Source organism: Pedobacter nutrimenti, from assembly GCF_003208655.1.
Classification (GTDB): domain Bacteria; phylum Bacteroidota; class Bacteroidia; order Sphingobacteriales; family Sphingobacteriaceae; genus Pedobacter; species Pedobacter nutrimenti.
On record NZ_QKLU01000006.1, the window covers coordinates 15311 to 39932 of the forward strand.

The window sequence follows — 24622 nt, forward strand, 5'->3', positions numbered from 1 at the left end:
ATCAGACAGGACTTTCCGGACAATTAAACAAAATTATCTTACCAGACAAAGGTTGCAACCGCGCCTGATGGCAGGTTTGCATGTACAGTCCGCTTGCCGTCTTTAATGTTAAAAGACTGCGGCTGACTGTTGTTGTTGGTAACGATAAGTACCTTTTTTCCATCGGTGGTTTTAAAAGCCACGTTATCCAATCCGGAAGGGATATTGGAGCCTATTCTCACTGCGCCGGGACGGACAAATTTTGAGGCATGTCCGATGACATAATAGGCCACATTTCTTTTGATGTTCTGAGTTATGGTCAAAGCACCCAGGCAGCTTACACAGCCACCAACCGTATGAGGCCCATAGGCCGGGTCGGCGGCAAGATTCCACTCCAGTACATTCCTGCTCCAATTTCTGCTTGCCCCAATAATCAGGGCAGAAACATGCCATTTCAGGTCTTCGGGAAAGTTTCCGGGACCACCTACCCATTGCTCAGTGAAATAAATGTGCTTGTCCGGATGCGCCTGATGCACCTTTGATAGAGCATCAATTTTTCCTCCGTAAAGGTGGAAGGCAGATCCATCTACATAGGCCTTGGCCTGTGGGTCATTTAAAATGGTTAAAGGGTATTCGGGTTTATCCGCATTGTGATCATAAATAATGATTTTTGTTTTGATGCCATTTTCTTTAAAAACCGGGCCCAGGGCAATTTTGATAAAGTTGGCCTGATCTGCAGCCTCCATGTACATACTTGGAACATTGCCAGGATGTAAAGGTTCATTTTGAATGGTAATGGCGTCAATGACAATTCCCTGTGCCTTCATGGCCTGGATGTATTTAACGAAATAAGTGGCATAGGACTGGTAATATTCCGGTTTCAGGCTTCCACCCTTAAAACTTTGGTTGTCTTTCATCCAGACCGGTGCAGACCAGGGAGAACCCAGAATTTTAATCGATGGGTTAATGGCCACAATTTTTTTCAGCACGGGCACCAGGTCCTGCATTTCCTTTTTGATGGAAAACTTTTCTTGCTTAAGGTCGGTTTCGCCTGTTGGCAAATCGTTATAGGTAAAAGTGTCTGCACTTAGGTCGGAAGCACCAATGCTGATGCGCAGGTAACTGACACCGATACCTGGACCTTTAGGCGCAAATAGCTCTTTTAATAAGGCTTCTTTTGCATTTTCGTTCAAACTGTTAATCAGTGTTGCACTTCCGCCGGTGAGGGTAAAACCGAAACCGTCAATGCTTTGGTAACGTTGCTTTTCGTTAACTTCAATGGTCGGCTGGTCTTTCAAAAACCCAGGCACAACGAGTTTTGGGTCCTGCTTCAACAGGGCAGACTGATCTCCTTTGGTTATCCAGGAAGATATCCCGGTCTTTTTGGTCATTTTTCCAGCCTGCTGCTGTGCGGAACAAGGACTGAAAAACACTGCGCTAAGCAGGCAAAAACTGTATATTGCTTTCATTTAGGCTGTTTATAGTTATTCATTTGCCGGATGGACCGGATGATTATAAAGTGTAATTGAAATTTGCTTTTTGATCTGCAATCTGAATGCTGAACGCCCCAGGCTGTGTTGTGCTTTCCAACGCTTCATTTACTGTACTTAATTGCGCCGCATTGATGGTAAATGTTAGGGTTTTGCTTTCTCCTGCTTTGAGTTCAATTTTTTCAAAGGCCCTTAATCTTTTGGCGTCAGGGCTGATGGGCGCAGAAACCAATTCCGAACTGAACAGCAATACACTTTCTTTTCCTGCTACTTTTCCGGTATTGGTCACTTCTACCGATACGGTTAAGGATTCTCCTTTTTTCAGGGTCGTGCTGCTGAGTTTAAGCGCGCTGTAACGGAAAGTCGTGTAGCTTAAACCTTGTCCAAAAACGTATTGCGGATTGTAATCTGCATCGTAGTTGTACACCCCTTCAGTAGTTGATCTGGATTCAGATGGTTTATGATAATAAGTAAACAAAGCATTGGGGAACTGGGGATAGGTGTAGGGCAGTCTTCCTGAAGGGTTGACCTCGCCAAACAAAATATCTGCAAGGGCATCTCCACCAAAATTTCCCGGTTGATAGGTCTGCAGGACCGCTGCCATTTTCTTTTCAAATTTGCTGATCACACGTGGTCTTCCCTCGTTCAGTACGAGAATAATTTTTTTGCCTGTTGCAGCAAGCTTTTGAGCCAGTTCAGTTTGCAGATCCGAGAGGTACAGATCATTTAAATTACCTGGGGTTTCTGTATAGGTGTTTTCACCCAGGCACAGTACAATCACATCGACATCTTTGGCGGCCTGTACAGCCTGGTCCATTTTATCGGCATATTCTTCATAGTACTTACCATCCATTTTATAACTTACCCCCGGAACATAAGTGATGTTTTCTTTGCCGGCCTTGTTTTGAAGTGCTTTTAAAATGGTATTGTATTTCCCGGCAAACTCTTCTACTTTTTCCCCCTGCCAGGAATAGGTCCAGGCACCGTTTAAGGTCCTCATGGAATTGGCATTGGGGCCCGTGACCAATATTTTGGATGACTTGGCCAGGGGTAGGATCTGGTTGGTGTTTTTTAATAAAGTAATAGATTCTGCTGCGGTATTGTAGGCTGCTTTTTCAAACTCCGGACTTCCGAATTTTGGATAGTCTTTTGGATGGGTGGTCGGTTTTTCAAAAAGGTTCAATTCATATTTCAAAGTCAGGATTCTCCTCACCGCATCGTTAATGCGTTCTTCTTTTACTTTTCCTTCCTTAACAAGTGCAATCAGGTCATCACAAAAGGGTTCATAGTTATAGGCGATCATAGACATATCTATTCCTGCATTTACAGCAATCCTGACCGCATCTTTATTGTTTTTGGCAACGTGGTCCCTGGCATACAGGTTTTCGATATCTCCCCAGTCTGTCACCACCAATCCTTTAAATCCCAACTCTTCTTTGAGCATTTTTGTAAGTATGTTGTAATTGGCATGTACCGGAACGCCATTGATCAGGCCCGAATTGACCATTATGGTTTTTGCTCCTGCATCTATTGCGGCTTTAAAAGGAGGCAGGTGATATTCCCTTAAGGCCTGATCAGAGATCACTGCAGGGGTCCTGTCTTTACCCGAGACCGAGGACTGGTAGCCTAAAAAGTGTTTTACAGAGGTGGCTACCCGGAAAGGATTGGACACCTCATTGTTTTCACCTTCATAACCTTTAACCATCGCTTTCCCAAGTTCTGCGGCCAGGTAAGGGTCTTCTCCAAAAGTTTCCTGCTGACGCGGAAAGCGCGGGTCAGGACCAAGGTCCAGCTGTGGCGAAAAAGTCCATGGAATAGAGCTTGCGCGGGTCTCATAGGCAGAAATTTCTGCTCCTCTATGGATTAGTGTCCTGTTAAAGGTGGCAGCCTGGCCGATTTGCTGCGGGAACATGGTGGCTCCTGCCGTATAGGTTTCTCCATGGATGCCATCAATGCCATAAAGTACCGGAATGGCATTTTTGTTTTTTGTCATGGCTGTTTTCTGAATCTTGCTGATGATGTCATACCAGACCGCTGTTGTTCTTGCCCTGTTGTTGGAGGTATTGAGTACAGAGCCGATTTTATATTGAACAAGGGCTTTTTCCAGCTCTTTTGGATCCAGGTCGAAGGGTTCATAACTGGTAAAGCGGTCTTTGCCTTTACCAATCACATCCAGCGTGATCTGGGCCATCTGACCAACTTTTTCTTCAAGGGTCATTTTTTTGAGCAGCGCTTCGACTTTGGCCGCTGTTTTGTTTTGGGCCCCAGCGGACAAGGCGCTGCAAAGGAAGAGGATCGGAATTGTTCTTTTTTTTAGGTTCATAGTGTGTGTTTATACAATAAGGGCTGCATGGCAGCCCTTATTGTAGGGAAAAAAATTATCTTACATTGGGATTTCTGTCCAGTTCGCTCTGAGGGATCGGGAACAGTAATTTGGCGGGGGTAACATTGTAATTTAAAGAAGCCCCATTGCCGTCTTTTTGTGCATTCATAACTGTAATGGCGCGGTTTGTCCTGAGCAGGTCATACCAGCGATGACCTTCAAAGGCAAGTTCAAGGCGTCGTTCTTTTTCAATCGCCAGGCGCATGGAAGCCTGGTCGGCGGCTGGTGTCCCAGATAGGTTGACCCGGTTTCGGATTTGATCGACCAGTGTTTTTGCCTGTGCCCATCCACCGCTGCTCTGCTCATTCAGGGCTTCTGCTTTCAACAGGATGATGTCCGCCAAACGGATCAGGTAAGTGTCGGTTTTGTCATCTGCCCTGTATTTATGGATGTGCGGATAGGTCGCATTGTCTTTCCAGTAATCATCGTCCCAGCCAATGCCATCGGTAAAAATACTCGAGGCCTTACGTACGGCATCACCTTCACTGTTGAAAAGGGCCACCAGGTCGTTGGTCGGGGTATTGAATTTTTTCCAGCCGGCACCAAAAAGCTGACTTGGCATCCAGTTGCCATGTCCTAGTGGACCGCCCCAGCCGTCATACTGCATTTCCCAAATAGCCTCCGTATTGTTTTTATGGTTGGAATCCCATAAAAAGTCGTAATTGCCCAGCAGGCTGTAACCACCATTAATGGTTGCATCGGCGTATTGCTGTACTTTAGACCAGTCGGGATTGGATTTGGTGGCGTAAACTTTAGCCAGCAGTGCATTGGCAATTCCCTTGGTCACAATACCTTTGTTTGGTCCTGAAACCCTGGCATTGGCCGCTCCATATTCCAAATCTGCTATAATCTGTGCATAAATCGCATCTACACTTGCTTTGGCTGGCTGAAATTCTTCAGCCGTACTTGGGGTTTTTAGTACCAGGGGAACGGAGCCCCAAAGCCTCACCAGATGGAAATACATATAAGCTCTCAAAATACGGGCTTCAGCAATGATTTGCGTCCTTCTGTTGTTGAGGTCCAGTTTGTCGTCCTTAATGTTGGGCACATTATCTGTAATCAGATTACAGTTTTTAATGTCTTTGTACAGAGCAGCCCAGTCCCGGCTTACATTTGAATTGGTTGGAGTGACGGTAAACTTGTCCAGCTGGGCGTTGTTTGGGTTATCCCCACCTGCATAACAGTTATCGGATATGACATCTCCATTGGTCATAAAATCCATGATGTGAAAATCGTTGTACATCCCATCGTAAGCACCCTGAATCAGTTTTTCAGCTGCTGCTGCGTCGGCAAAGGCCACATCAGGAGTAACCTGACTGATTGGGCTTTTGTCCAGAAAATCTTTCTTGCAGCTGGCCAGTGTTAAACCCAGTGTACCAGCCGCTATTATTGAATATATTTTAAATTTCATTGTTTCTAAGATTAAAATCCAACATTAACACCAAACAGGAAGGTCCTGGCTTGTGGATAAGTTCCATAATCCACACCCATAGAGGGGCCGTTCCCTTCATAACGCTGTACCTCAGGGTCAAAACCTTTGTATTTGGTAAAGGTCAGCAGGTTATAGCTTGTGGCAAAAACGCTTAATTTGCTCATTTTCCATTTGCCTAGTGTTGCTGCTCCAAAATTATAAGAGAGGGTAGCTGTTTTCAGGCGCAGGTAAGAACCATTTTCCACAAATCTGCTGGAAGTATAAGAATTAATCGTATTGTCTTTTTCTGCTTTAGGGATATCGGTAATCTGTCCTGGAGTTGTCCATCTGTTCAATACAGCGCTGGATTGATTTTTGGAGTCGTTTAAGCTCTCCAGATCAATACGGGAGGCATTGAAAATGTCATTGCCCTGCACGCCCTGGAAAAACAGGGACAAACCAAATGGGCCATAAGTCAGGTTGTTGTTCACCCCATAAGTGAATTTAGGTTGTGCATTACCGATAAAGGTACGGTCTCCGGCGTCCAGACTTCCGTTATTGTTCAGGTCTGCATAAGTCGCAGCTCCTGTCTGAGGGTTTACGCCTGTAAATACATAGCCATAAAAACTACCCAGTGGCCGGCCTACTTCAACCCTGATGGCGTCGTCTCGTTGATAAACGCCTCCAAAATTGATCGAAGTCACAGAGTTTCCAAGACTGGTCACTTTGTTTCTGTTGATGGACAGGTTGATGTCAGTTGTCCAGGTGAATTTATCTTTTACGAAGTTTTTGGTCGATAATACAAATTCCAAACCTTTATTTTCCATAGAACCTACGTTTCTGGCTTGCGAATCAAAGCCAATACTTTGAGGCAGGGGCACATTGATCAGCAGGTTGTTGGTTTTTTTCAGATAAGCATCTGCGGTAAATGTAATCCTGGAATCAAATAAACTTAAATCCAAACCAATATTGGTTTGGGTGGTCTCTTCCCACCTCAGGTCTGGGTTTTTCAATTGTTTGAAATTATAGGAACCCTGTGGAGTTGGCTGATAAAGCTCCAGGTAGGCATAATCACCGATACCTTCGTCATTACCAACTTTACCCCAGCTTCCCCTGATTTTTAAATCATTGATGGTTTTGCTGTCTTTCAGGAAATTCTCTCCGGAAATTCTCCATCCTGCAGAAACAGAAGGGAAATAACCATATCTGTTTTCCTTAGGGAACCTGGAGGAACCGTCCGCACGGAAGTTCGAGCTGAACAGGTATTTTCCATCATAGGCGTAAGTTACCCTGGCCAGGTACGAACGTTTGGACCATTGTGAAAAAGTAGGCAGTTTGGGGGTAATGGAAGTCGCTTTTGGTAAAAGTTTTCCGTTGGCGTCCAAAAACTTGGTTTCTTCGTAATCATAATACTTATAATCAGAAGACTGAAGGGTCATACCTGCGGTGGCTGTGAAAGCATTTTTTCCTACATTTTTGCTGTAGTTTAAAATGTTCTCATTTAACCAAACCTGGTCGTTGGTTTTGTTGTTTCTATAAATTCCCTGTTGAACCCTTCCGTAATCCGTCATGAAAGGATCCAGAAAGTAATCGTAGAAATTTTTATTGATGTTGCTGCTGATGCTGGACTTGAACCAGAAATCTTTTGTAAAATTGACCTGGGCACCGAAAGATCCCAAAAATCTAAAATTACGAGTGGCATTTTTGGAACCATAGGCATTGGCAATTGGATTTTCCCAGCCACCTTTGTTCGGATTGCCCTGGTATTGTCCGTTGGGTGCATAAACACCAATTGTTGGAGGGGTTGTTAATGCGGCCAGAATGACACCTCCATTGGCAACACCATTGTTGTCGTTCACATCAATGGAATTTCTTGCTGTTAAAGCAGCACTTCCGGTTAATTTTAACCACTTGGTGAGGTTCTGGGAACCGTTAAAGTTAAGGGTATATTTGTCCATTTTAGCTGGCGCAACCGTTCCTTTGTCTTGTTGGTAGCCTGTAGAAAAATAATACTGTCCTCCGGTTACCCCGCCAGCCAGGGAAACCTGATAACTGTTTTGGTGACCTGTTCCAAAAGCAAGGTCCTGCCAGTCTGTATTGGCATTACCAATGGTGGTATAACCAAGTTCTTTCATTAAGGCAGCATATTGCACATTGTTGAGCACATTTTCTTTTTTCCATAAATTGGAAAAACCGGTAAAGGCATTAAAACCGACCTGAAGTTTGCCTGCAGTCCCCTTTTTAGTGGTAATGAGTACCACACCGTTTGCGCCGCTTGATCCATAGATGGCTGCCGCTGAGGCATCTTTGAGAATGGTCAGGCTTTCAATATCATTAGGGTTCAGAAAATCTGCGTTTCTGGAAGTAACTCCATCGATCACATACAGTGGGCTATTGGATGCGGTAATAGAGGTGTTTCCCCTGATGCTTACCGATACACCTGCCCCTGGTTTACCGGACTGGGAGGTAATTTGGACACCAGCAGCTTTACCCTGTATGGCCTGTAATGGATTGGTGACCGGTTGGTTTTGTAAATCTTTGGAAGATATAGACACCACAGCGGTGGTCAGGTCTTTTTTAGTTTGGGTACCATAACCCACTACGATAACCTCGTTTAATTGATTGTTGTCCTCAGAAAGGCTCACATTTACGGTTGTCCTTCCTGAAATGGCTTGTTCTGTGGTTTTATAACCAATAAATGAAAAGCTTAAAGTTGCCGATGCCGGGGCCTTCAGCACATAAGTTCCGTCGGTGGAAGTCATCGCACCCTGACTGGAACCTTTCACTTTAACCGATACCCCGGGTAAAGGAAGGCCCTGCTGGTCCTTTACTGCACCTTTTACAGTGATGTCCTGAGCCATGGCAATTGAAAACCCATAGAGCAGGAAAACAATAAAAAGAGTAAACTTTTTTCTCATAATTTTTTGCTTTGTTTAAATTAAATTGATGCATAAAGTTAGGATGACTTTTAGGTTAATTCCAAGTAAATTCATTAAAATATTATTTGTAATTAACTGATATATAGATTGTTGTGTGTGTTTTGATACGCTTTGATACCCTTGTGGCCTACGGGGCTTTTATGCTGATAAACAGTACTTAAGGCCAGGTACAGAAGGGGTCCCTTTTATGGCTTCGATACGCTTTGATACCGTCTTTTTTTTTACGTAATAATTCTGTGCAATTTGAAGCGGAAGACAAAAAATGAGACGTTTTTCTACATTTTTAGTCTAGGACCAGCTCGCTCCAGCCATTTTTATTTGCCTTTTTTAATTTGGATTTTCTTTCCTCCATGACCGTTTTTATCCTGGAACCATAGGTCCAGCAGGTACTTTGACGAATGCCTAAAAGTTCTGACAATTTATGAGAGGAGATTTTGCCTTTTGAGGAGAAAATCAGGAACACCATATAAAACGCCTTATTGATTGGAATTCTGGTATTGTGGAATATGGTATAGGTGGTTACGGATTCTTCATAGCCACATTTGCTGCAACGGCGACTATAGGGGATATGGCCAGGATAATAATGTGTATTTTTACATTTTTTACAGGTGTAACCATTTTTCCATTTCAGCTCGGCGAGGAAAAGGTTACAGCTTTCCCGGTCCGGATAAATTTTACTGAATTCTTCAAAATCCACATCGGCAGACATGACCCGGTCGCGGGTCACTTTTTCCACATTGGTTTGTAATTCCTGATTGTCCTGTTCGAGTAGAACGTTCATCCGGGTAATTTCTTCGGCTTGTTGTTTCAATAAGTCATTGGCCTGGAGCAGTTCATGATTTTTAGCTTCGATGATCAGTGATTTATGGAATACTTCTTTGGTCCGCTGTTCTACCTTGCGTTCCAGCTCCTGGTTAAGATCATCCTTTAGTTTGGCATTTACAGCCATTTGACGGATCATTTGTCTTTGGGCCTTGTCTTTTTTTCTTTTCAGGATGCTCACCTTGTCACCTATGGCAAAGGATAAAAAAACCATTTCCAGAATAAAACAGAAACTCAGGCTGTAATAACTAATTACCCCAAAATTAAGCCAGGCAAACCCGAGCATAATGAGTAGCTTGAGGGTAAAACCCAGGAAAAGAAAGCTGTAACCCACCACAAAAAAGCGGGCAGGTAAATAACCCTTTTTGTAAATATAAATACCGGTAAAAAAAGCAACCGAAAGTGGAATAAACTCTATAAACTTATAACTAAACAGGTTTTGGTTAAAACAAAGGCTGTAAAAGAAAAATATAATCCTTAAAGCAATAATCCAGTTGATGAGCCTGTTGAGTTTGGGGGCTTTGGCCCTTACAAAAAGGAGTTCCCGGGTAAAAAGCAATGCAAAAATACTGGTTGTGCAAAGGGCAAAAGCATAGGCAATTTGATTCCAGCCTGGAGCTGAGGGCCATAGGTATTGATAAGCAATACCATCTGAACTCATCTCAAACAGACCAACGCTAAGGTTGTAGAGTACATAATACAGGTATTGTTTTTGCCTGATGGCAATAAACATGATCAGGTTATAAAAACTAAAGACCAGGATCATCCCATAAAAAATGCCAAAGAAAAAATATTCATCCAGGGCATAGGAAATAAACCAGTCTACACTACGCAATACAATGATGGCATCAGAGATTTGCGAGGATTTGATTTTGAAATAGTAGGTTTGGGTAAGGCTATTGTCGTTGTCAATATGGAGCTCGAAATTTTTGTGATTCAGCTCCCTTTGCTGGAATTTATAGTTGTCACCAAGTTCCTTGATCTTGTAAGTTCCGTTTGTCTGCGGTAAATAAGCGGTTATATGGTCAATAGTCTGGTCAAAAAACTCCAGAATAAAATGTTTTTTAGCACGCTCGTTATGTTTGATCCGGATCCTGAACCAGTAGGTGGTGTTCAGTTCCCTGGTTTGAGGTGTACTGGATTTGCTGGGAATAAATTTGGTATCGAAAGCCTTGCTGCTGATCTGGTTAAATGTAAGGTTCCCCTGCGGATCTTTTAACAATTCAATTTGCTTGAAAGAAAAGATCTGTTGTTTAAGGTCATCCTTTATTTCTACCGGTACTTGTGCCAGTGTGTTTGTTGAAACGAAAAGGCCAATGAAAACAAAAAAAAGACCGAAATGTTTGAACTTCAATGCTATATCCACCATTCAGCAGACAAAGTTAAGGTTTTCCTGATAACATGTAATCCCAGCCGGCTTTGCTTAATTCCGCAATAATTTTATCACTGCCTTGTTCATTTTCTTTGGTCATGGATACAAAGACGACCAAAGCAAAGCGCCCACCATTGGGCAAAGTGACAATTCCGATGTCATTTGTTGCTGCGGTAAGCCCTGCGGCGTTTGAGCCTGAACTTCCTGTTTTATGGGCAACCGGTGTTCCTTTAGGCAGCATGCCCTTAATTTTATTTGGCCCGGTGGTGGTCTCTGTCATAATTTTCCATAAAAAATCCTTAGAGGAAGCAGACAGGATGTTTTTACTGTAAAATAATTTCAATAATCTGGCTGCTGAAACTGGCGTGGACCAATTGCGAAACTGGACCTGATCATTCTGGTGCATTTGTTCTTCTGTTGCCACTATAGCCACATCTTTGATGCCCAGCCCATGAATATACCGCTGAACAGCTATTGGACCACCAATAAGCCTGAATAAAATATCACAACCATTGTTGTCGCTTTGTGAAACTGTAAAGCTCAACAGTTCAGATAAGGGAATGTCAACTTCTCCACTGGGATATTTATCTCTCAGGGGGCTCCAGGTATTGGGTAAAAGATCTTGTTTGCGAAGGTGAATCTTTTGCTCTAGTTTTAGTTTTCCCTGATCGACTTTGTTTAAAACAGCAAGTGCGAGATGAAACTTGTACACACTTTGCATGGGAAAATGTTTTTGCCCATTGAGACTCACCGTATCACCACTTTGCAAATCCAGCAGAGAGAACCCAATGTGCGCCTGATGGGCAGCAGCAATCGCATTTAATTTTTTATGAAGAATGTCTTTTTGAGCAAATGAAGACAAAGAGAGCAATAAGGTGATCAGAAATATAACCGGACTTTTGAAGTGCATAATGTTTGTGTTTAGCTTATACAAAATAAAGGTTAATTTGCGAGGCTTTTGAGTGTTTGGGCTGATCTTTTATTTCTCAGGATCAGAAGCGCTGCAAATCCTGCACCGGTAAGGGCCATAAGAGTGCCTACCATTACCGGTGAAGTATAGTCATAACCGGCTGCCAAAGGGAGGCCTCCAAGAAAAGCCCCTAATGCATTGCCAATATTAAAACTGGCCTGACTAACCGAAGCCGCCAGCATTTCAGAACCTTTTGCGGTATTAATCATCAGCATTTGTATGGGTGCAGCAAGGGCAAAAGCTACTGCTCCGGTAATAAAGGTCATCATCAGGGATAACAGTTGATTGGTAGATATAAAATGAACGATAACCAGTGTAAGGGCCATGGTGAGTAGTAAAAGGATACAGGCTTTGGAAGGAGAGAAGCGGTCGGCCAGTTTTCCGCCGGCAAGGTTACCAACAAACATGCCCAGTCCGGCAAGCACCAGAATGTAAGTGATCGAATTTGCAGAAAAGGCAGAAACTTCTGTCAGTAGCGGGGCAATATAGCTATACCAGGAAAAGAGCCCGCCTGTTCCAATGGCAATCATTAAAATGATCAGCCAGGCTTCGGGACGTCTGAAGAAATCGAGCTCTTGTTTTAAGCTGCGGTTTTTGGCCGCTGGAAGTGCAGGTAGCCAGAGTTTCAGGCTTAGAAGAGTAATCAGCCCAACGATCACAACAATAACAAAGGTATAACGCCATAAAAAATGATGCCCGATATAAGTGCCCAAAGGGACCCCCGCAATATTGGCAATGGTAAGACCTGCAAACATCAGGGATACGGCCTGGGCTTCTTTACCTTTTTCGGCAATTTTACTTGCCACTACTGAGCCTACCCCAAAGAAAGCACCATGTGGCAGGCCAGCCAGTAACCGGGCAATAAACAGTGTGTGGTAACCTGGTGCAAATGCCGATAGCGCATTAAAAACGGTAAACAAAACCATCAGGGCCATCAGTATCTTTTTGGGCGGGTAACTTCCGGCAACAACAATCAGCAAAGGGGCACCAATTACCACCCCTAAAGCGTAAGCAGAAATGAGGTGTCCCGCCTGGGGGATGCTAATAGAAAGGTCTTTTGCAATATCTGGCAGTAGGCCCATCATCACAAACTCCGTAATCCCAATACCCAGGCCTCCCATAGTGAGGCTAAACAAACTTTTCTTCATATACAATTGGTGTATTTAATACACTATGCAAAAATAAGAAGGCTTTCTGTTTAATCTGGTCCTGCTTAAGTCAAATTGAAATATTTTTAATTTTTATGCTAAAAATTAAGTTGCTGATTTTCTTTTAGATAAGTTTTTTTTGACACTTCTTGTTAAGTTTTTTTTGCAAAAGTGTAACTATTGATTTAGTTGTGCGTCTTATAGAAAATAATAAACTATTAAAACCTAAAGAGTGAAAAAATTAGTACTATCATTAGCAGTCCTAGCAGGCTTGGGCTTCAGTGCGTCTGCACAAAACAATCCGGTAAAATTTGGCGTTAAAGCCGGAGTTGCATTTTCAAATGTGTCATTTTCCAGTTCAGGTTTGAATGTGTCCGGAGATACGCGTACTTCATTTTATATCGGAGGAACAGTAGACCTTCCGGTAAGCGAACTTTTCTCGGTGCAACCTGGTCTGTCTTATATTGGAAAGGGAACTAAACAAAAAGTATCCGGTTCTGTTACCATGAATGGACAAACAACTTCTGTAACAGCGGAAGAAACATTAAGCCCAGGGTATCTGGAAATTCCAGTAAACCTTATTGCAAATTTCAAGGCGGGTGAAGGTAAGTTCTTTGTTGGCGCTGGTCCTTATTATGCTTTTGGTATAGCTGGTAAAATAAAAGGGAAACAAACTACAACCTCAGGAGGAAACACAAGTACTGTAACTGAAGATGAGAAGATTAAATTTGGAAGTGGTTCAGATGCTCATCTTAAAAGGGGTGATTTTGGTGTGAATGTACTTGCAGGTTACCAATTAAAAAGTGGATTGAGCTTTAATGCTGGTTACGGCCTTGGTTTGAGTAATGTTGTAAATTCAGGTCAAGATGGTAAAGCAAAAAACAGAGTGTTTACTGTTGGTTTGGGATTTGCTTTCTAAGTATTTAACAATTTAACAAAAAAGGCCCGACGGATTCGTCGGGCCTTTTTTTATTAAAATTCTATATAAGCGAGTGTGGTCACCTGTTTTTTACTCCTGTTGGCATCCGAAATAATTAGCGCACCATTTCTAAACAGGCTTAAGCCTTCCCAGTTGTTTTTCCAGGGATCAAAAGAAACGACTTGTTTCCATTGATTGTCTTTAAGGTTTTCCAGGCTGACAATGCGGGCATAACCTGCGGTTTTTTCTTTCAAATAGTCTGGATTTTGATTTAAAGGTGCTTTAAGGTCGGGAATAAGGTATTTTAAATGTTCTTCCTGATGTCTGAGTATGTTGTTGTCTAAGTAGGCTTCATAGTCGCCGTTCCAATAATAATTAATCCCGTAAATTTTGCCTTTAGCATTAATCTGTATGTCTGTAATTCTAAAGGGCAGAAACGGAATGGCTATTTTTTTTGGTGTTTCTTTAAAAGCTGTGTCGATTAAAAAACCTTTTCCTCCCTCGGGAAGGGCATTGAACTCATACATGGCAATCAGTTTGTTTTCACCGGACAGGTAGGCTAGGCTTTCAAAGCCTGCATTTTTAATAAAGGGATATCTTTTCAGACTACAGAAATGTGCCGGGTCTATACGGATTTCATTTTTTTGGAGGTCAAGGGTCCCTTTAAGGATAAAACAATAGTCGTATTTATCATCAGTTTCAATCGATAAAAAGACCTGGTTGTTAACAATAACCATCGCTTCGAAGCCTTCGTAATAAGCTTTCACGGAATCCGGGAGTTTCTCCAGGTTTTTAACCTTTATCGTGCTGAAACGGGTTAAGGCAGTATCCTTTGCGTCTATAACCCTTCCAATGCTATCGGTGTGGATACTGTAAATGTTAAAGGCACTGTCTAATTTAGTTTCTTTGTGACTACCATATTGCGGCAACAAATAAAGCCGCTGTGCAGATAAAGCCATTCCAGAGAATTCCTCATTAACACCTTTTATTGCAGTTGGCAATGGGATTGTTTTAAAACTCTTTTGTGCATAAACAGATTGTAGTGCACCTAATAAAACGATATAAAACAGGAGAAGCAGCCTTTGTTTTTCTTTCTTCATGGATTGCGCTAAGGTAAAAATGTTTGCCGTTTAATTTCTGGAATATTTTTTTCTGTAGTCCTGAGGGGTAAGACCAGTAATCCTTTTAAAAATACTGCGGAAGGTTTTTACATCATTATAACCAGCCTCGTACATCAGAGAATTGATGTTGTCCCCGCTAATTTCAAGTGCTTTTTTTGCAGATTCTATTTTTACCCGTTGCAGGTATTCCAAAGGGGTATTTTGGGTGGCATTTTTAAATCGTCTGATAAAATTGCGTTTGCTCATGTTACTCATATCGGCCACCTGCTCTGTGGAAATCTGCAAATGATAATTTTTTTCTATAAAGTCCTGAGCTTTAAGAATTTCCTCGTCATCATGGCGGCGTTGCCCTTGAAATACAGCAAAATGCGATTGTTTAACCTTATTGATGTCAATAGAAAACATTTTGCTGGTCCAGATGCTGACCTCTTTTCCGCAAAATTTTTCGATGAGATACAGGACTAAATTCAAGGAAAGGAATGCCCCGCCACTGGTATATATCCCTTCCTGATCGGTCATGACCATATCTGGAAGAATATCAGCCTGAGGATATCTTTTTTTCATATCCTCAATGGCCATCCAGTGCGAAGTACACTGTTTTCCGGAAAGAACACCTGCTTCGGCAAGAAAATAGCTGCCCAAACAAAGACTGGCAATTTCAGTACCTTTTTCACGCATTTTGCGTATCCATTCTACGATGGCTTTATTGTTGTTTATAGCCGTTTCCGGATCTCCGTAAAAGGCCGGTGCAATGATCAGATCTGTTTTTTTAACTTCACTGAAGGTTTTATAGCTGATAAAAGGAGAAGGGCCATATACAGGTGCCGAAATTTGTTCGCTCACTAGACTGATGTTAAAAGCGGCTTCTTTTCCGCTGCCCAGTAAAAAACCGTTTGTTGCCGTTAGCATGTCCAGTACGCCTGAAACATTGGATGAGATCACCCCATCATAAATAATAAACGATATCTCTTTCATCTGTAGGTATTTATTGCTTTTTATTTGTCAGATGGAACCTTTGATGATTGTCATAAACAATATCCTTCGGAATTTAATGTTTATTTCAATCCTGTCGGTTTTATCTGTAGGTATTTATTGTTTTTTATTTGTCAGATGGAACCTTTGATGATTGTCATAAACAATATCCTTCGGAATTTAATGTTTATTTCAATCCTGTCGGTTTCATCTGTAGGTATTTATTGTTTTTTATTTGTCAGATGGAACCTTTGAAGGTTTCATTCCGGCCGGATAATTTTAAGCTAATATAAGATTTCTATGACGCAAATGGTTTTTGCCTTTTATAGAAAAGTATTGAATTTAATTGAGCATATAGGGTTGTTTGACAAACAGGGCAGGGTCTATTTTCTCAAAATACAATTGTCTGATGGCCTTTTTAAGTACCTCAAGGTCGTTTTTAGAAATGTAAAATAAGGTGCGGTAGATTTCTTCAGGGAGGTCCTGTTCATTATAGGTCTCAAAAATCAAATTAAAATGTTCCTGCCCTTTATGAATTCCGGCTTGCACAAGGGAAACGTTCAGCGCTTTTCTGATTGGTTTGCTTTGGATTTTGGTTTGATAAAAACCATAGCGATAGGAAAAACTGATGGAGGTTGTATTAATGACCAGCAACTCTTTTCCATAAAAGTTCCATAAAGTGAGCCAGCCAAAAAACAAAGTCCAAAGCATCGCCATGACCAAGAGTCCCAGAAGCCAGTCAATAAGGGCAATGAAAATCATAGCAGTACCAATCAGGCAAAAGAAGATCATCAGGCTTTTGCCCAACGCTGAAGTTTGGGCTCCAATGGTTAGCCTTACATTCAAACGATCGGTATTTATTTTTACCAGCAACTTAATTCGTCTAATTTTGAGGTATAGTGTAAATTTAAAGGCTTTTATTTGCAGCCCGATAATCAGAATGTAAAGATTTTCAATGCTAAAGGAAAGCCTGTTAAGGTTTAAATAAATGGAAGGTAACAGAAAGGGCAAAAAAAATATTCGGATCCATAAGCTCCAGGAACGGACGGGGAGGGGCATGGTCATCAAGAAGATTTCTGAAACCCAGATACAGCAGGCACCATTGGATGTACACCGGGATGACCATTATATTTTCATCTTACAAAAATCAGGGAGCAGTAAAATGAGCCTCGAATTCAGGGAAGTTGAGCTGAATGGCTATGGTGTTTTTTATATGCTCCCGGCTCAGGTTCACCAGATCCACCGTTTTCAGGAAACAGATGGTTGGGTTTTGGCCATTGATACCCTGATCATTGAAGAAAAATACAGGATTATTTTTGAAGAAGTTGTTCTTCAGCAAAGGCCATTACTACCAGATGAGGGCAGGTGGGGTCGTATGCTTCAGTGTATTGAAGCGTTGTACAGTCTGTTTGAGCAGCCGGAACAATCTTATATTGGCCCTACTGTGATTCACAACCTTGCCTCTGCTTATATTGGCCTGATCGCAGAAGCTTATTTATGCAATGAACATGGTTCTGGTCCTGTAGAGACACGGCCAAAAATTATTACCAGACAATTTAAAAAATGCTTGCGGCTCCGCTTTAAAGAGTTGAAGAGTCCGGGTGCCTATGCTTCTGAGCTTTGTCTTTCTTTGTCTTACCTCAATGAAGCTGTAAAATCCGTTACAGGTTTTACCGTCGGGTATTGGATTCAGCAGGAGGTTATCCTGGAAGCAAAAAGGCTTCTTTTATATACCAATTTGACAGTGAAGCAAATTGCCTTTTCCATTGGATACGAAGATCATGCTTATTTTTCCAGGTTGTTTTCAAAAGCAACGGGGAGCTCCCCTTTAAAATTCAGACTTTCTTACCACGTATAGTCCAATATTTTCCCTGTATTTACCGCACTTTATCCCTGTTTTTAACCTTTTTTTGTGATCTAAAGAAAGGTTTTATGAACAGTATTAAAAAAAAGGCACTTGCTGCTTTTGAAAAGCAATTTTTAAAATTTGCCCGCGTACTGGAAGTCCGGGCATGGGATCCTGCTACTTTTTTTGAAATAGATTTGCACCTTCCTGATGCAGATATGAAGAAGTGGAAACATGTACAACACATGAAAGTTAAAGTTGCAGAGTACACCTACCGGGATTATACGCCCGCTATGTGGGACCAAGAGACGCGCACCTGTACTTTATACGTAAACTCATCACACCAAGGACCAGGAAGTAAGTGGGCATCTGCACTGAATACTGGTGATATGATCCCATACTTGGGAATTGGGGCAACGATGCACAAGCCCGTTGAAGGAAAACAGTTGCTGTGCCTTGGGGACAGCAGTAGTGTTGGACATTTTCTGGCCCTGCAGCAACTGGCAGAGGGAAAGACAGAGGTATATGGAGCGGTGAGCCTTCTTCATGATGCACATATTGAGGCTTTTAAACAATATTTTGACACCAAGTTAGAGCCCCTAAAAGAAAAGGAATGGGATTTTTCATTGGTTTCCTGGATAGATCGTCAGCCACTTGACGATCAGCAGATCTACATCGCGGGGCACATTCCTACCGGGCTTCAGCTGAGAAAACATTTGCGTGGCAGGGAAGATTTTAGAGGAGGGGTTAAGGTTCAGGGCTTTTGGAAGTAAAAATGGTCATATTCCAATGTAATTAGGTTTTTATTTATAAAGTGATGTTTACTTAAAAAATAATTTAAAAAGTTTTGTTGTTTTTAAGTCTTTAATTATTAAGTTTGATGGTAATAACCAAATCAGACAAAATAAAATATGGATAAAGGACAGCTGCTCAGGGCTGATTTAATCAAACAGCTCTACTACAGGCATCCACTTTCTTTAACGGATTTGAGTCGGCTAACCCAAAAGAGCCTGCCTGTAGTGACAAAAGCGGTCAATGCACTTATCCAGGAAGGTTTTATTGAGGAACAGGGACTTGCACCATCTACCGGAGGCAGGAGGGCTTCTTTGTTTTTACTGAACCCAAAGCTGGAAAAATACGTTGTTTCAGTGGCTATGGATCAGTTGATCACCCGAATGGTGATTTATGACCTTTCCAATAAAGTTGTTTTGCCTGTCCAATCACTGGAACTCTCCATCGCAGATGATCCCGCAGCTGTAGATAAGTTAATTTCTTTCTTACAGGATCATATTAAGGCTTCTGGTATTCCCTTTGAAAACCTTTTGGGGCTTGGAATTGGTATGCCTGGTTTTATCAGCCGGGAAGAAGGCGTGAATCATTCACATTTAAAACCAAGGGATGGTTCCCGGTTAGGGGATTACCTGGAATGGCATTTAAAATTGCCGGTATTTATGGATAATGATTCCAGCCTCATTGCTCTTGCAGAGTTGCGCTTTGGTGCTGCAGTTGGTAAAAGGGACGTGATGGTGGCCAATATAGGTTGGGGTACTGGCTTGGGTATGATTGTAAACGGGCAGCTTTACCGAGGCAGCAGTGGTTATGCAGGAGAATTCAGTCACATTCCATTATCTAAAACCAACAATTTGTGTTCCTGTGGTAAACGTGGTTGCCTGGAAGTAGAAACCTCTCTATTGGTAATGACCGAACGCGCGAAAGCAGAAATTGCAAGCGGTGCAGCCAGCAGTATGCAGGAACTTTTTAAAGACAAGAGCCGTAATATCGATGAGTTGTTTCTGGAGGCTGCAAGCAACAGGGATCCACTGGCTGTTTCTATTTTATCTGATGCCGCTTTTCTAATTGGAAAAGGACTGGCTACTTTAATCCACATTATGAACCCGGAGTGTATCGTACTCAGCGGCCGGGGTGCAATTGCTGGTAAAATATTACTTCCGCCCATACAACAGGCCATCAACGAGTTTTGTATTCCCAGAATTGCAGATCAGACATCCATTGTACTGTCAGAGCTGGCAGCTAATGCTGAATTACTCGCTGCAGCAAGCCTGGTTATTGAACACAGTTCCTTCGGGTAAAGCTTTTAATTTTCTGTTTGAATAAATTTTTAATTCTTATAAAAAACCCCTGATAAACTAAACTAAATCGAATTACTAACTAAAATCAACAACATGACAAAAATTTACTTAAGGTATTTGGGCATGCTATTGTTCAGTCTGATGACGGTAACAGTATATGCTCAGAAAAATATCTCCGGAACTGTAAAAGATGCGGCGGGAGTGCCCATCCCAGCAGTGAGCGTATTGGTCAAAGGAACCAAAAATGGTGTGAGTACTGATGCAAATGGTAAGTATACAATTTCTGCGGCTCCCGGAAATACCCTGGTGTTTCGCTATATTGGTTATAAGGTCCAGGAGACCGTTGTGGGTACAGCAGGAACAATTAACGTCACTTTACAAGATGACAACAACAGCCTGAACGAAGTGGTGGTTACTGCTTTGGGCATTAAGCGGGAAAAGAAAGCACTGGGTTATGCTTTACAGGAAGTTAAAGGAGAAACCCTAGTGGAAGCAAGGGAGCCAAACCTGGTCAATACCCTTTCTGGAAAAGTAGCTGGTTTGCAGGTGACTCGGTCCAGTAACGGGCCCGCAGGTTCCTCTAAAATTACCTTAAGGGGAAACAATTCCTTAACAGGGGATAATCAGCCCTTAATTGTAGTAGACGGTATTCCTGTAAACAATTTCACGGGCTCCTACAATACAAAAGGGATCGCAAATAATGATTATTTTAATCCGCCAACGGATATGGGAAACGGGATGTCCGACATCAATCCTGAAGACATTGAAAGCGTCACCGTTTTAAAAGGTCCTGCGGCTTCAGCACTTTATGGTTCAAGAGCGGGTAATGGGGTAATTATGATTACCACGAAAAGTGGTAAAGCACAAAAAGGTTTGGGCATAACTGTCTCTTCGTCCTTAGGTTTGGAGAACGTATTTACCACACCAAAACAGCAAAATGATTTTGGACAAGGATTAAATAACACCTTTGACAATACCTCGGGATCGAGTTGGGGACCAAAAATTGCAGGCCAGACCATTGACAACTGGAACGGACAAAAAATCCCGATGGCCCTTCATGATAACATTAAAAATTACATTCAGCAAGGTATTAGTTCCAATCAAAGTGTTACTTTTCAGCAACAGGTCAATGCAACTTCTATTTATACATCTTTCAATCGTTTAGATGACAGAAGTATCATTCCGGGAGCTAAATTGCAAAGAACAAACTTAACAGCCAGAGCAGTTAGTAAGTTCGGAAAGGATGACCGCTGGGTTACCGATACAAAAGTCCAGTATAGCAATAATGCCGCTTTTAACAGACCCAATAATGGAGCGAATTTAAATAATATCTTTTCTAACCTGTATAATTTTCCCAGATCACTCGACATTACAGAGTTTAATCCTTCTGTAGACAATGCAGGCAAGATGATCTGGTATAATGCAAGGACCTCTCAGTTGAATCCTTATTGGTCCAGACAATATCGGTTAAATCAGGATATTCGTGACCGTTTTCTTTTGAACGGATCTTTGAAGTACAACTTTAACAGCTGGTTGAATGCAGAGATCAAGGCCGGTACAGATAAATACAGCACAACTTCTGAGGAAAAAATTTATGCAGGAAGCCCTTCTACTGCAACAGGCAGATACGCTTTAAACAAACAGACTTTTACAGAAACAAACTTAAGTTTTTTGGTTTCAGGGCAGAAAGACAATGTGTTTGACCGTTTGGGCGGAGGATTTTCTGTCGGAGGAAATTTAATGTCCCAGGAAAACAGTCAGCTCAATTCCAATTCAGGAGACCTGGAAGTACCGAATTTATTTTACCTGAATAACGGTAAGAATAAACCTACTATTGAACAGGTGCTGATCAGAAGAAAAATGAACTCCCTGTACGGTACATTTCAATTGAACTGGGACAGCTACTTGTTTGTAGATGGAACTTTCAGAAACGACTGGACTTCTACTTTAAGTACGAATAACCGTTCCTATTTTTACCCATCTGTAAGTGCATCTTATATTTTTACCGAAATGCTTAGCAAACTTGGAAAAGAACTGCCTTCCTGGTTGAGTTACGCAAAGTTAAGGGGGTCAATTGCAAACGCAGGTAATGACATGAATCCTTACCAGCTCTACAATACGTATGATATCAACAAAGATCCAAACAACAATACCACAGCCCAAAGAGGAGAGGTTTTATTTAACCCTGATGTAAAGAGTGAGCTGATCAGGTCTTACGAAGCAGGGGCTGAATTTCGTTTCTTCAAAAGCCGGTTTGGATTGGATTTTTCTGTATATAAATCCAATGCCACCAATCAACTGATCAGGCTTCCAATGGACCCGCTCAGTGGTTACAAATATAAAATCATTAACGCCGGAAATGTGCAGAACACCGGAGTTGAAATTATGGCAGATGCAAAAATACTGGATAACCCTACTGGACTCAGCTGGAATATGGCTGTTAACTATTCACACAATAACAATACGATCAAGTCTATTTATCCTGGGGTTCCGTTGTATAAACTTGATGGTTTTGATGACATTAGTGTTGTTGCCATGGAAAACGGGAAATATGGTGAAATTTATGGTAGTAAATTTTTAAGGGTGACAGATGCAGGCAGTCCTTCCTTTGGACAGTTGTTGCTGGATGCGAATGGCTTGCCGCAAAGAGGGGAACAAAATGTAAAACTGGGTAATCAGCAAGCCTCTGCACTGGTAGGAATTACCAATACCTTTAATTATAAAGGATTTAACCTTTCCTTTCTTGTTGATGGCCGTTTCGGAGGAAAAATTTTCTCCACCACAAATGCGTTGATGCAGCGAAGTGGTACTGCTGCCAATACTGTTGTGAATGGTCAGCGGGAAAATATTGTTGCCGATGGGGTCATATATAATCCGGCAACCAAGCAATACGATAAAAATACAAAAGGTGTAAGTCCTCAGCTGTACTGGTTGGCAGTTGCCGGTCCGGGAAATCTGGGCATCACCGAAGCCAACCTTTATGATGCTTCAAACATCAGGATCCGTAACATCAACCTGAGTTATAATTTTCCGGCTAAATTATTGGCCCATACGCCAATCCAGCGTGCAAAGATCGGTGTGTCCTGCAACAATGTGTGGTTGATTACCAGTCACATGAATGGGGTTGACCCGGAATCTGTTTTTGCGACCAGCAGCAATGCTACGGGATTTGAAAATTCTAGTCCGCCGACTACGCGTACGTTCACTTTTAATTTAACCTTAGGCTTTTAATTTAATCAGCATATGACGATGAAACATCTCATAAAAAAATCTTGGGTACTGGCGGCAATGACCCTGGTCCTGGCATCCTGTAAAAAATTTGATGAAATCAATGTAAACCCTACTGCGGCCAATGAAAATCAGGTGCAGGTGGAATACTTTATAAACAACTCTATTATTTCTGCCCAGATGAACCCAGATGTGGCAGAACGCTCTTTTGTATTGTACTGGAAACCTGCCGGACGACAGGCAGCGGACGTGGACGGGGGAACCATTTCTGTGGGGAGTTATAATGATGGCTGGACTTCTGCTTATTATGATCAGGTATCGAGCTGGTTAAATATGGCCAATACTGGTATCCAGATTGGCCAGAAACAGATCAGTGCAGGCACATCAAAACCCTATACCAATAACTTAATCCAGGTTGCCCGTATCTGGAGGGCTTATTTAATGAGCGAGATGTCGGATAATTTTGGACCAATACCTGTTAAGGCTTTTGAAGGTTCTAATCCCGATTTTTCGGACGTTAAAACGGTTTATTATTATCTTTTGGATGAACTTAAAGATGCCTCTTCCAAATTGGATGTGACCATGATCCCATCGGATGACCTGAAAAAATTAGACCCTGCTTATGCTTATAATTATGCAAATTGGAGAAAATATGCAACTTCTATGCGTTTGCGATTGGCCATGCGTTTATCTGAAGTTGATGCTTCTAAAGCAAGGTCAGAATTTCAGTTGGCGGCAGCGACTCAGGATTATATTACCTTGAAAGAACAGAGTTTTCAGGTTCAGGAAAAGGATGGATGGGATGCCTTAACAGGCGTAATGACCCGTTCATGGGATACACAACCGCTATCTGCCACAATGAATAATGTTTTTGTCGGTTTGGGGGGAATAAAAAGCGCGGATCAGCTTGGGGCTGATTTTCAGGTGGCAATTAAACCGGCGGACTGGCTTGGACAGAAATACCCTGTACAGTTTAGTACAAAAACAAATGACCCTCAGGCAGGATATTGGTTTAATGGTCTGCCGTTTAGCATTGACCCGAGAGCTTATGTCTTGTTTAGCATACCTGGTGATTTGACAAATCCGAATTACCCTAAGCAGAATTCAGGATATGATACCATTACGGAAAGACTTTTGAAGAGCCCGGATGGTTCAGAGAAAAAAGTAGATGCCAAATATACCTGGAATGCCAAAACAGATGGGGACTGGGGGTCCAAGGACCAATTAAATCAATTGGTTAATTATGGGGGGACCATGCCCAGGATCAACATGCAGTTTAGAAACAGCACTCAGAAAAGATTGTTTTTTGGACCATGGGAAACATATTTCCTTTTGGCCGAAGCTGCCGAAAAAGGATGGGACTCTCCTGTCCCGGCGCAAACTGCTTATGAAACAGGGATTGCAAAAAGTTTTGAATATTGGGGCATCCCATTACGGGGTTACCTGGCTTCTGAAGATTATAACAGGGTTGGAACTTCTGTAAGCTGGGCACATACCGCTGAGCCTGTTTCCAGGGTAATGAGGTATGAAGACGGAATGACCGGAACTGCGGGGACACTGACTTTGGATTACCCTAAAAATAATCTTTACAAGAATGGTACTGTGAAAAACGATCATTTGACAAAAATTATTACTCAAAAATTTATTGCGCAAACTCCCTGGTTGCCATTGGAAACCTGGAATGACCACAGAAGATTAGGTCTTCCTTTCTTTGAAAACCCGGTTACTGAAAACCCGATCCAGACCTTGCCTGCATTAACTGATGCCACTTACATGAACGGAAGTGTCAAGTTTTTACCACAGCGTTTAAGGTATCCTTCGAGTTTAAGGAATACCAATATCAATGGCTATAACCAGGCCGTTACTGCTTTGTCGGGTCCTGATGAAGTGCTTACTCCTTTATGGTGGGCACAAAAGACCCCATAATTAAAT

The 24622-nt window shown here is 42.1% G+C and carries 16 protein-coding genes; 6 read left to right on the plus strand and 10 right to left on the minus strand.

Annotated elements, in window-relative coordinates:
• Nucleotides 1–38 precede the first annotated feature (38 nt).
• From B0O44_RS16835 to B0O44_RS16865, 7 genes are all read right to left on the minus strand, one after another.
• Nucleotides 39–1448: a glycoside hydrolase family 30 protein gene (locus tag B0O44_RS16835; RefSeq protein ID WP_110833096.1), complete on the minus strand. Its 1410-nt coding sequence runs from the start codon at nt 1446–1448 to the stop codon at nt 39–41.
• A gap of 43 nt (nt 1449–1491) precedes the next feature.
• Nucleotides 1492–3792: a glycoside hydrolase family 3 N-terminal domain-containing protein gene (locus tag B0O44_RS16840; protein ID WP_110833098.1), complete on the minus strand. Its 2301-nt coding sequence runs from the start codon at nt 3790–3792 to the stop codon at nt 1492–1494.
• Between the two features lie 55 nt (nt 3793–3847).
• Nucleotides 3848–5263, minus strand: a complete 1416-nt coding sequence (locus tag B0O44_RS16845) for a RagB/SusD family nutrient uptake outer membrane protein (RefSeq protein ID WP_110833100.1) — start codon at nt 5261–5263, stop codon at nt 3848–3850.
• Between the two features lie 11 nt (nt 5264–5274).
• Nucleotides 5275–8181: a SusC/RagA family TonB-linked outer membrane protein gene (locus B0O44_RS16850; protein WP_110833102.1), complete on the minus strand. Its 2907-nt coding sequence runs from the start codon at nt 8179–8181 to the stop codon at nt 5275–5277.
• A gap of 304 nt (nt 8182–8485) precedes the next feature.
• The gene (locus tag B0O44_RS16855; protein WP_110833104.1) at nt 8486–10393 is read right to left on the minus strand and encodes a 7TM diverse intracellular signaling domain-containing protein; all 1908 of its coding nucleotides are present in this window, start codon (nt 10391–10393) and stop codon (nt 8486–8488) included.
• Between the two features lie 13 nt (nt 10394–10406).
• Nucleotides 10407–11306, minus strand: coding sequence for a class A beta-lactamase, subclass A2 (gene bla, locus B0O44_RS16860; protein ID WP_110833106.1), 900 nt, complete (start codon nt 11304–11306; stop codon nt 10407–10409).
• A gap of 32 nt (nt 11307–11338) precedes the next feature.
• Nucleotides 11339–12514 (minus strand): MFS transporter, encoded by a 1176-nt coding sequence (locus B0O44_RS16865; protein WP_110833108.1) that lies wholly within the window; start codon nt 12512–12514, stop codon nt 11339–11341.
• A gap of 232 nt (nt 12515–12746) precedes the next feature.
• Between B0O44_RS16865 and B0O44_RS16870 the strand changes: the two genes are divergently transcribed.
• Entirely contained in the window at nt 12747–13433 is a 687-nt protein-coding gene (locus B0O44_RS16870) for a porin family protein (protein WP_110833110.1), read from the plus strand.
• A 53-nt stretch (nt 13434–13486) separates the two neighbouring features.
• Here B0O44_RS16870 and B0O44_RS16875 read toward each other — a convergent pair whose 3' ends face one another.
• From B0O44_RS16875 to B0O44_RS16890, 3 genes are all read right to left on the minus strand, one after another.
• Entirely contained in the window at nt 13487–14533 is a 1047-nt protein-coding gene (locus B0O44_RS16875; protein ID WP_110833112.1) for a hypothetical protein, read from the minus strand.
• Between the two features lie 30 nt (nt 14534–14563).
• Complete coding sequence (locus tag B0O44_RS16880; protein ID WP_110833114.1) at nt 14564–15529, minus strand: GlxA family transcriptional regulator; 966 nt, start codon at nt 15527–15529, stop codon at nt 14564–14566.
• Between the two features lie 339 nt (nt 15530–15868).
• The gene (locus B0O44_RS16890) at nt 15869–16399 is read right to left on the minus strand and encodes a hypothetical protein (RefSeq protein ID WP_146229863.1); all 531 of its coding nucleotides are present in this window, start codon (nt 16397–16399) and stop codon (nt 15869–15871) included.
• Between the two features lie 115 nt (nt 16400–16514).
• On the opposite strand from B0O44_RS16890, the gene B0O44_RS16895 reads away from it, so the two are divergent.
• The 5 genes from B0O44_RS16895 (at nt 16515) to B0O44_RS16915 (ending at nt 24616) form a co-directional block, all read left to right on the plus strand.
• Nucleotides 16515–17384 carry a helix-turn-helix domain-containing protein gene (locus B0O44_RS16895; protein ID WP_110833121.1) on the plus strand — a complete coding sequence of 290 codons (870 nt, stop codon included), beginning with the start codon at nt 16515–16517 and terminating at the stop codon, nt 17382–17384.
• Between the two features lie 74 nt (nt 17385–17458).
• Nucleotides 17459–18145 carry an SIP domain-containing protein gene (locus B0O44_RS16900; RefSeq protein WP_110833124.1) on the plus strand — a complete coding sequence of 229 codons (687 nt, stop codon included), beginning with the start codon at nt 17459–17461 and terminating at the stop codon, nt 18143–18145.
• A gap of 138 nt (nt 18146–18283) precedes the next feature.
• Nucleotides 18284–19462 carry an ROK family protein gene (locus tag B0O44_RS16905; RefSeq protein WP_110833126.1) on the plus strand — a complete coding sequence of 393 codons (1179 nt, stop codon included), beginning with the start codon at nt 18284–18286 and terminating at the stop codon, nt 19460–19462.
• 93 nt (nt 19463–19555) lie between these two features.
• On the plus strand, nt 19556–22693 hold the full coding sequence (locus B0O44_RS16910; RefSeq protein WP_110833129.1) for a SusC/RagA family TonB-linked outer membrane protein: 3138 nt from the start codon (nt 19556–19558) through the stop codon (nt 22691–22693).
• An 18-nt stretch (nt 22694–22711) separates the two neighbouring features.
• Nucleotides 22712–24616, plus strand: coding sequence for a SusD/RagB family nutrient-binding outer membrane lipoprotein (locus B0O44_RS16915; RefSeq protein WP_110833131.1), 1905 nt, complete (start codon nt 22712–22714; stop codon nt 24614–24616).
• Nucleotides 24617–24622 lie beyond the last annotated feature (6 nt).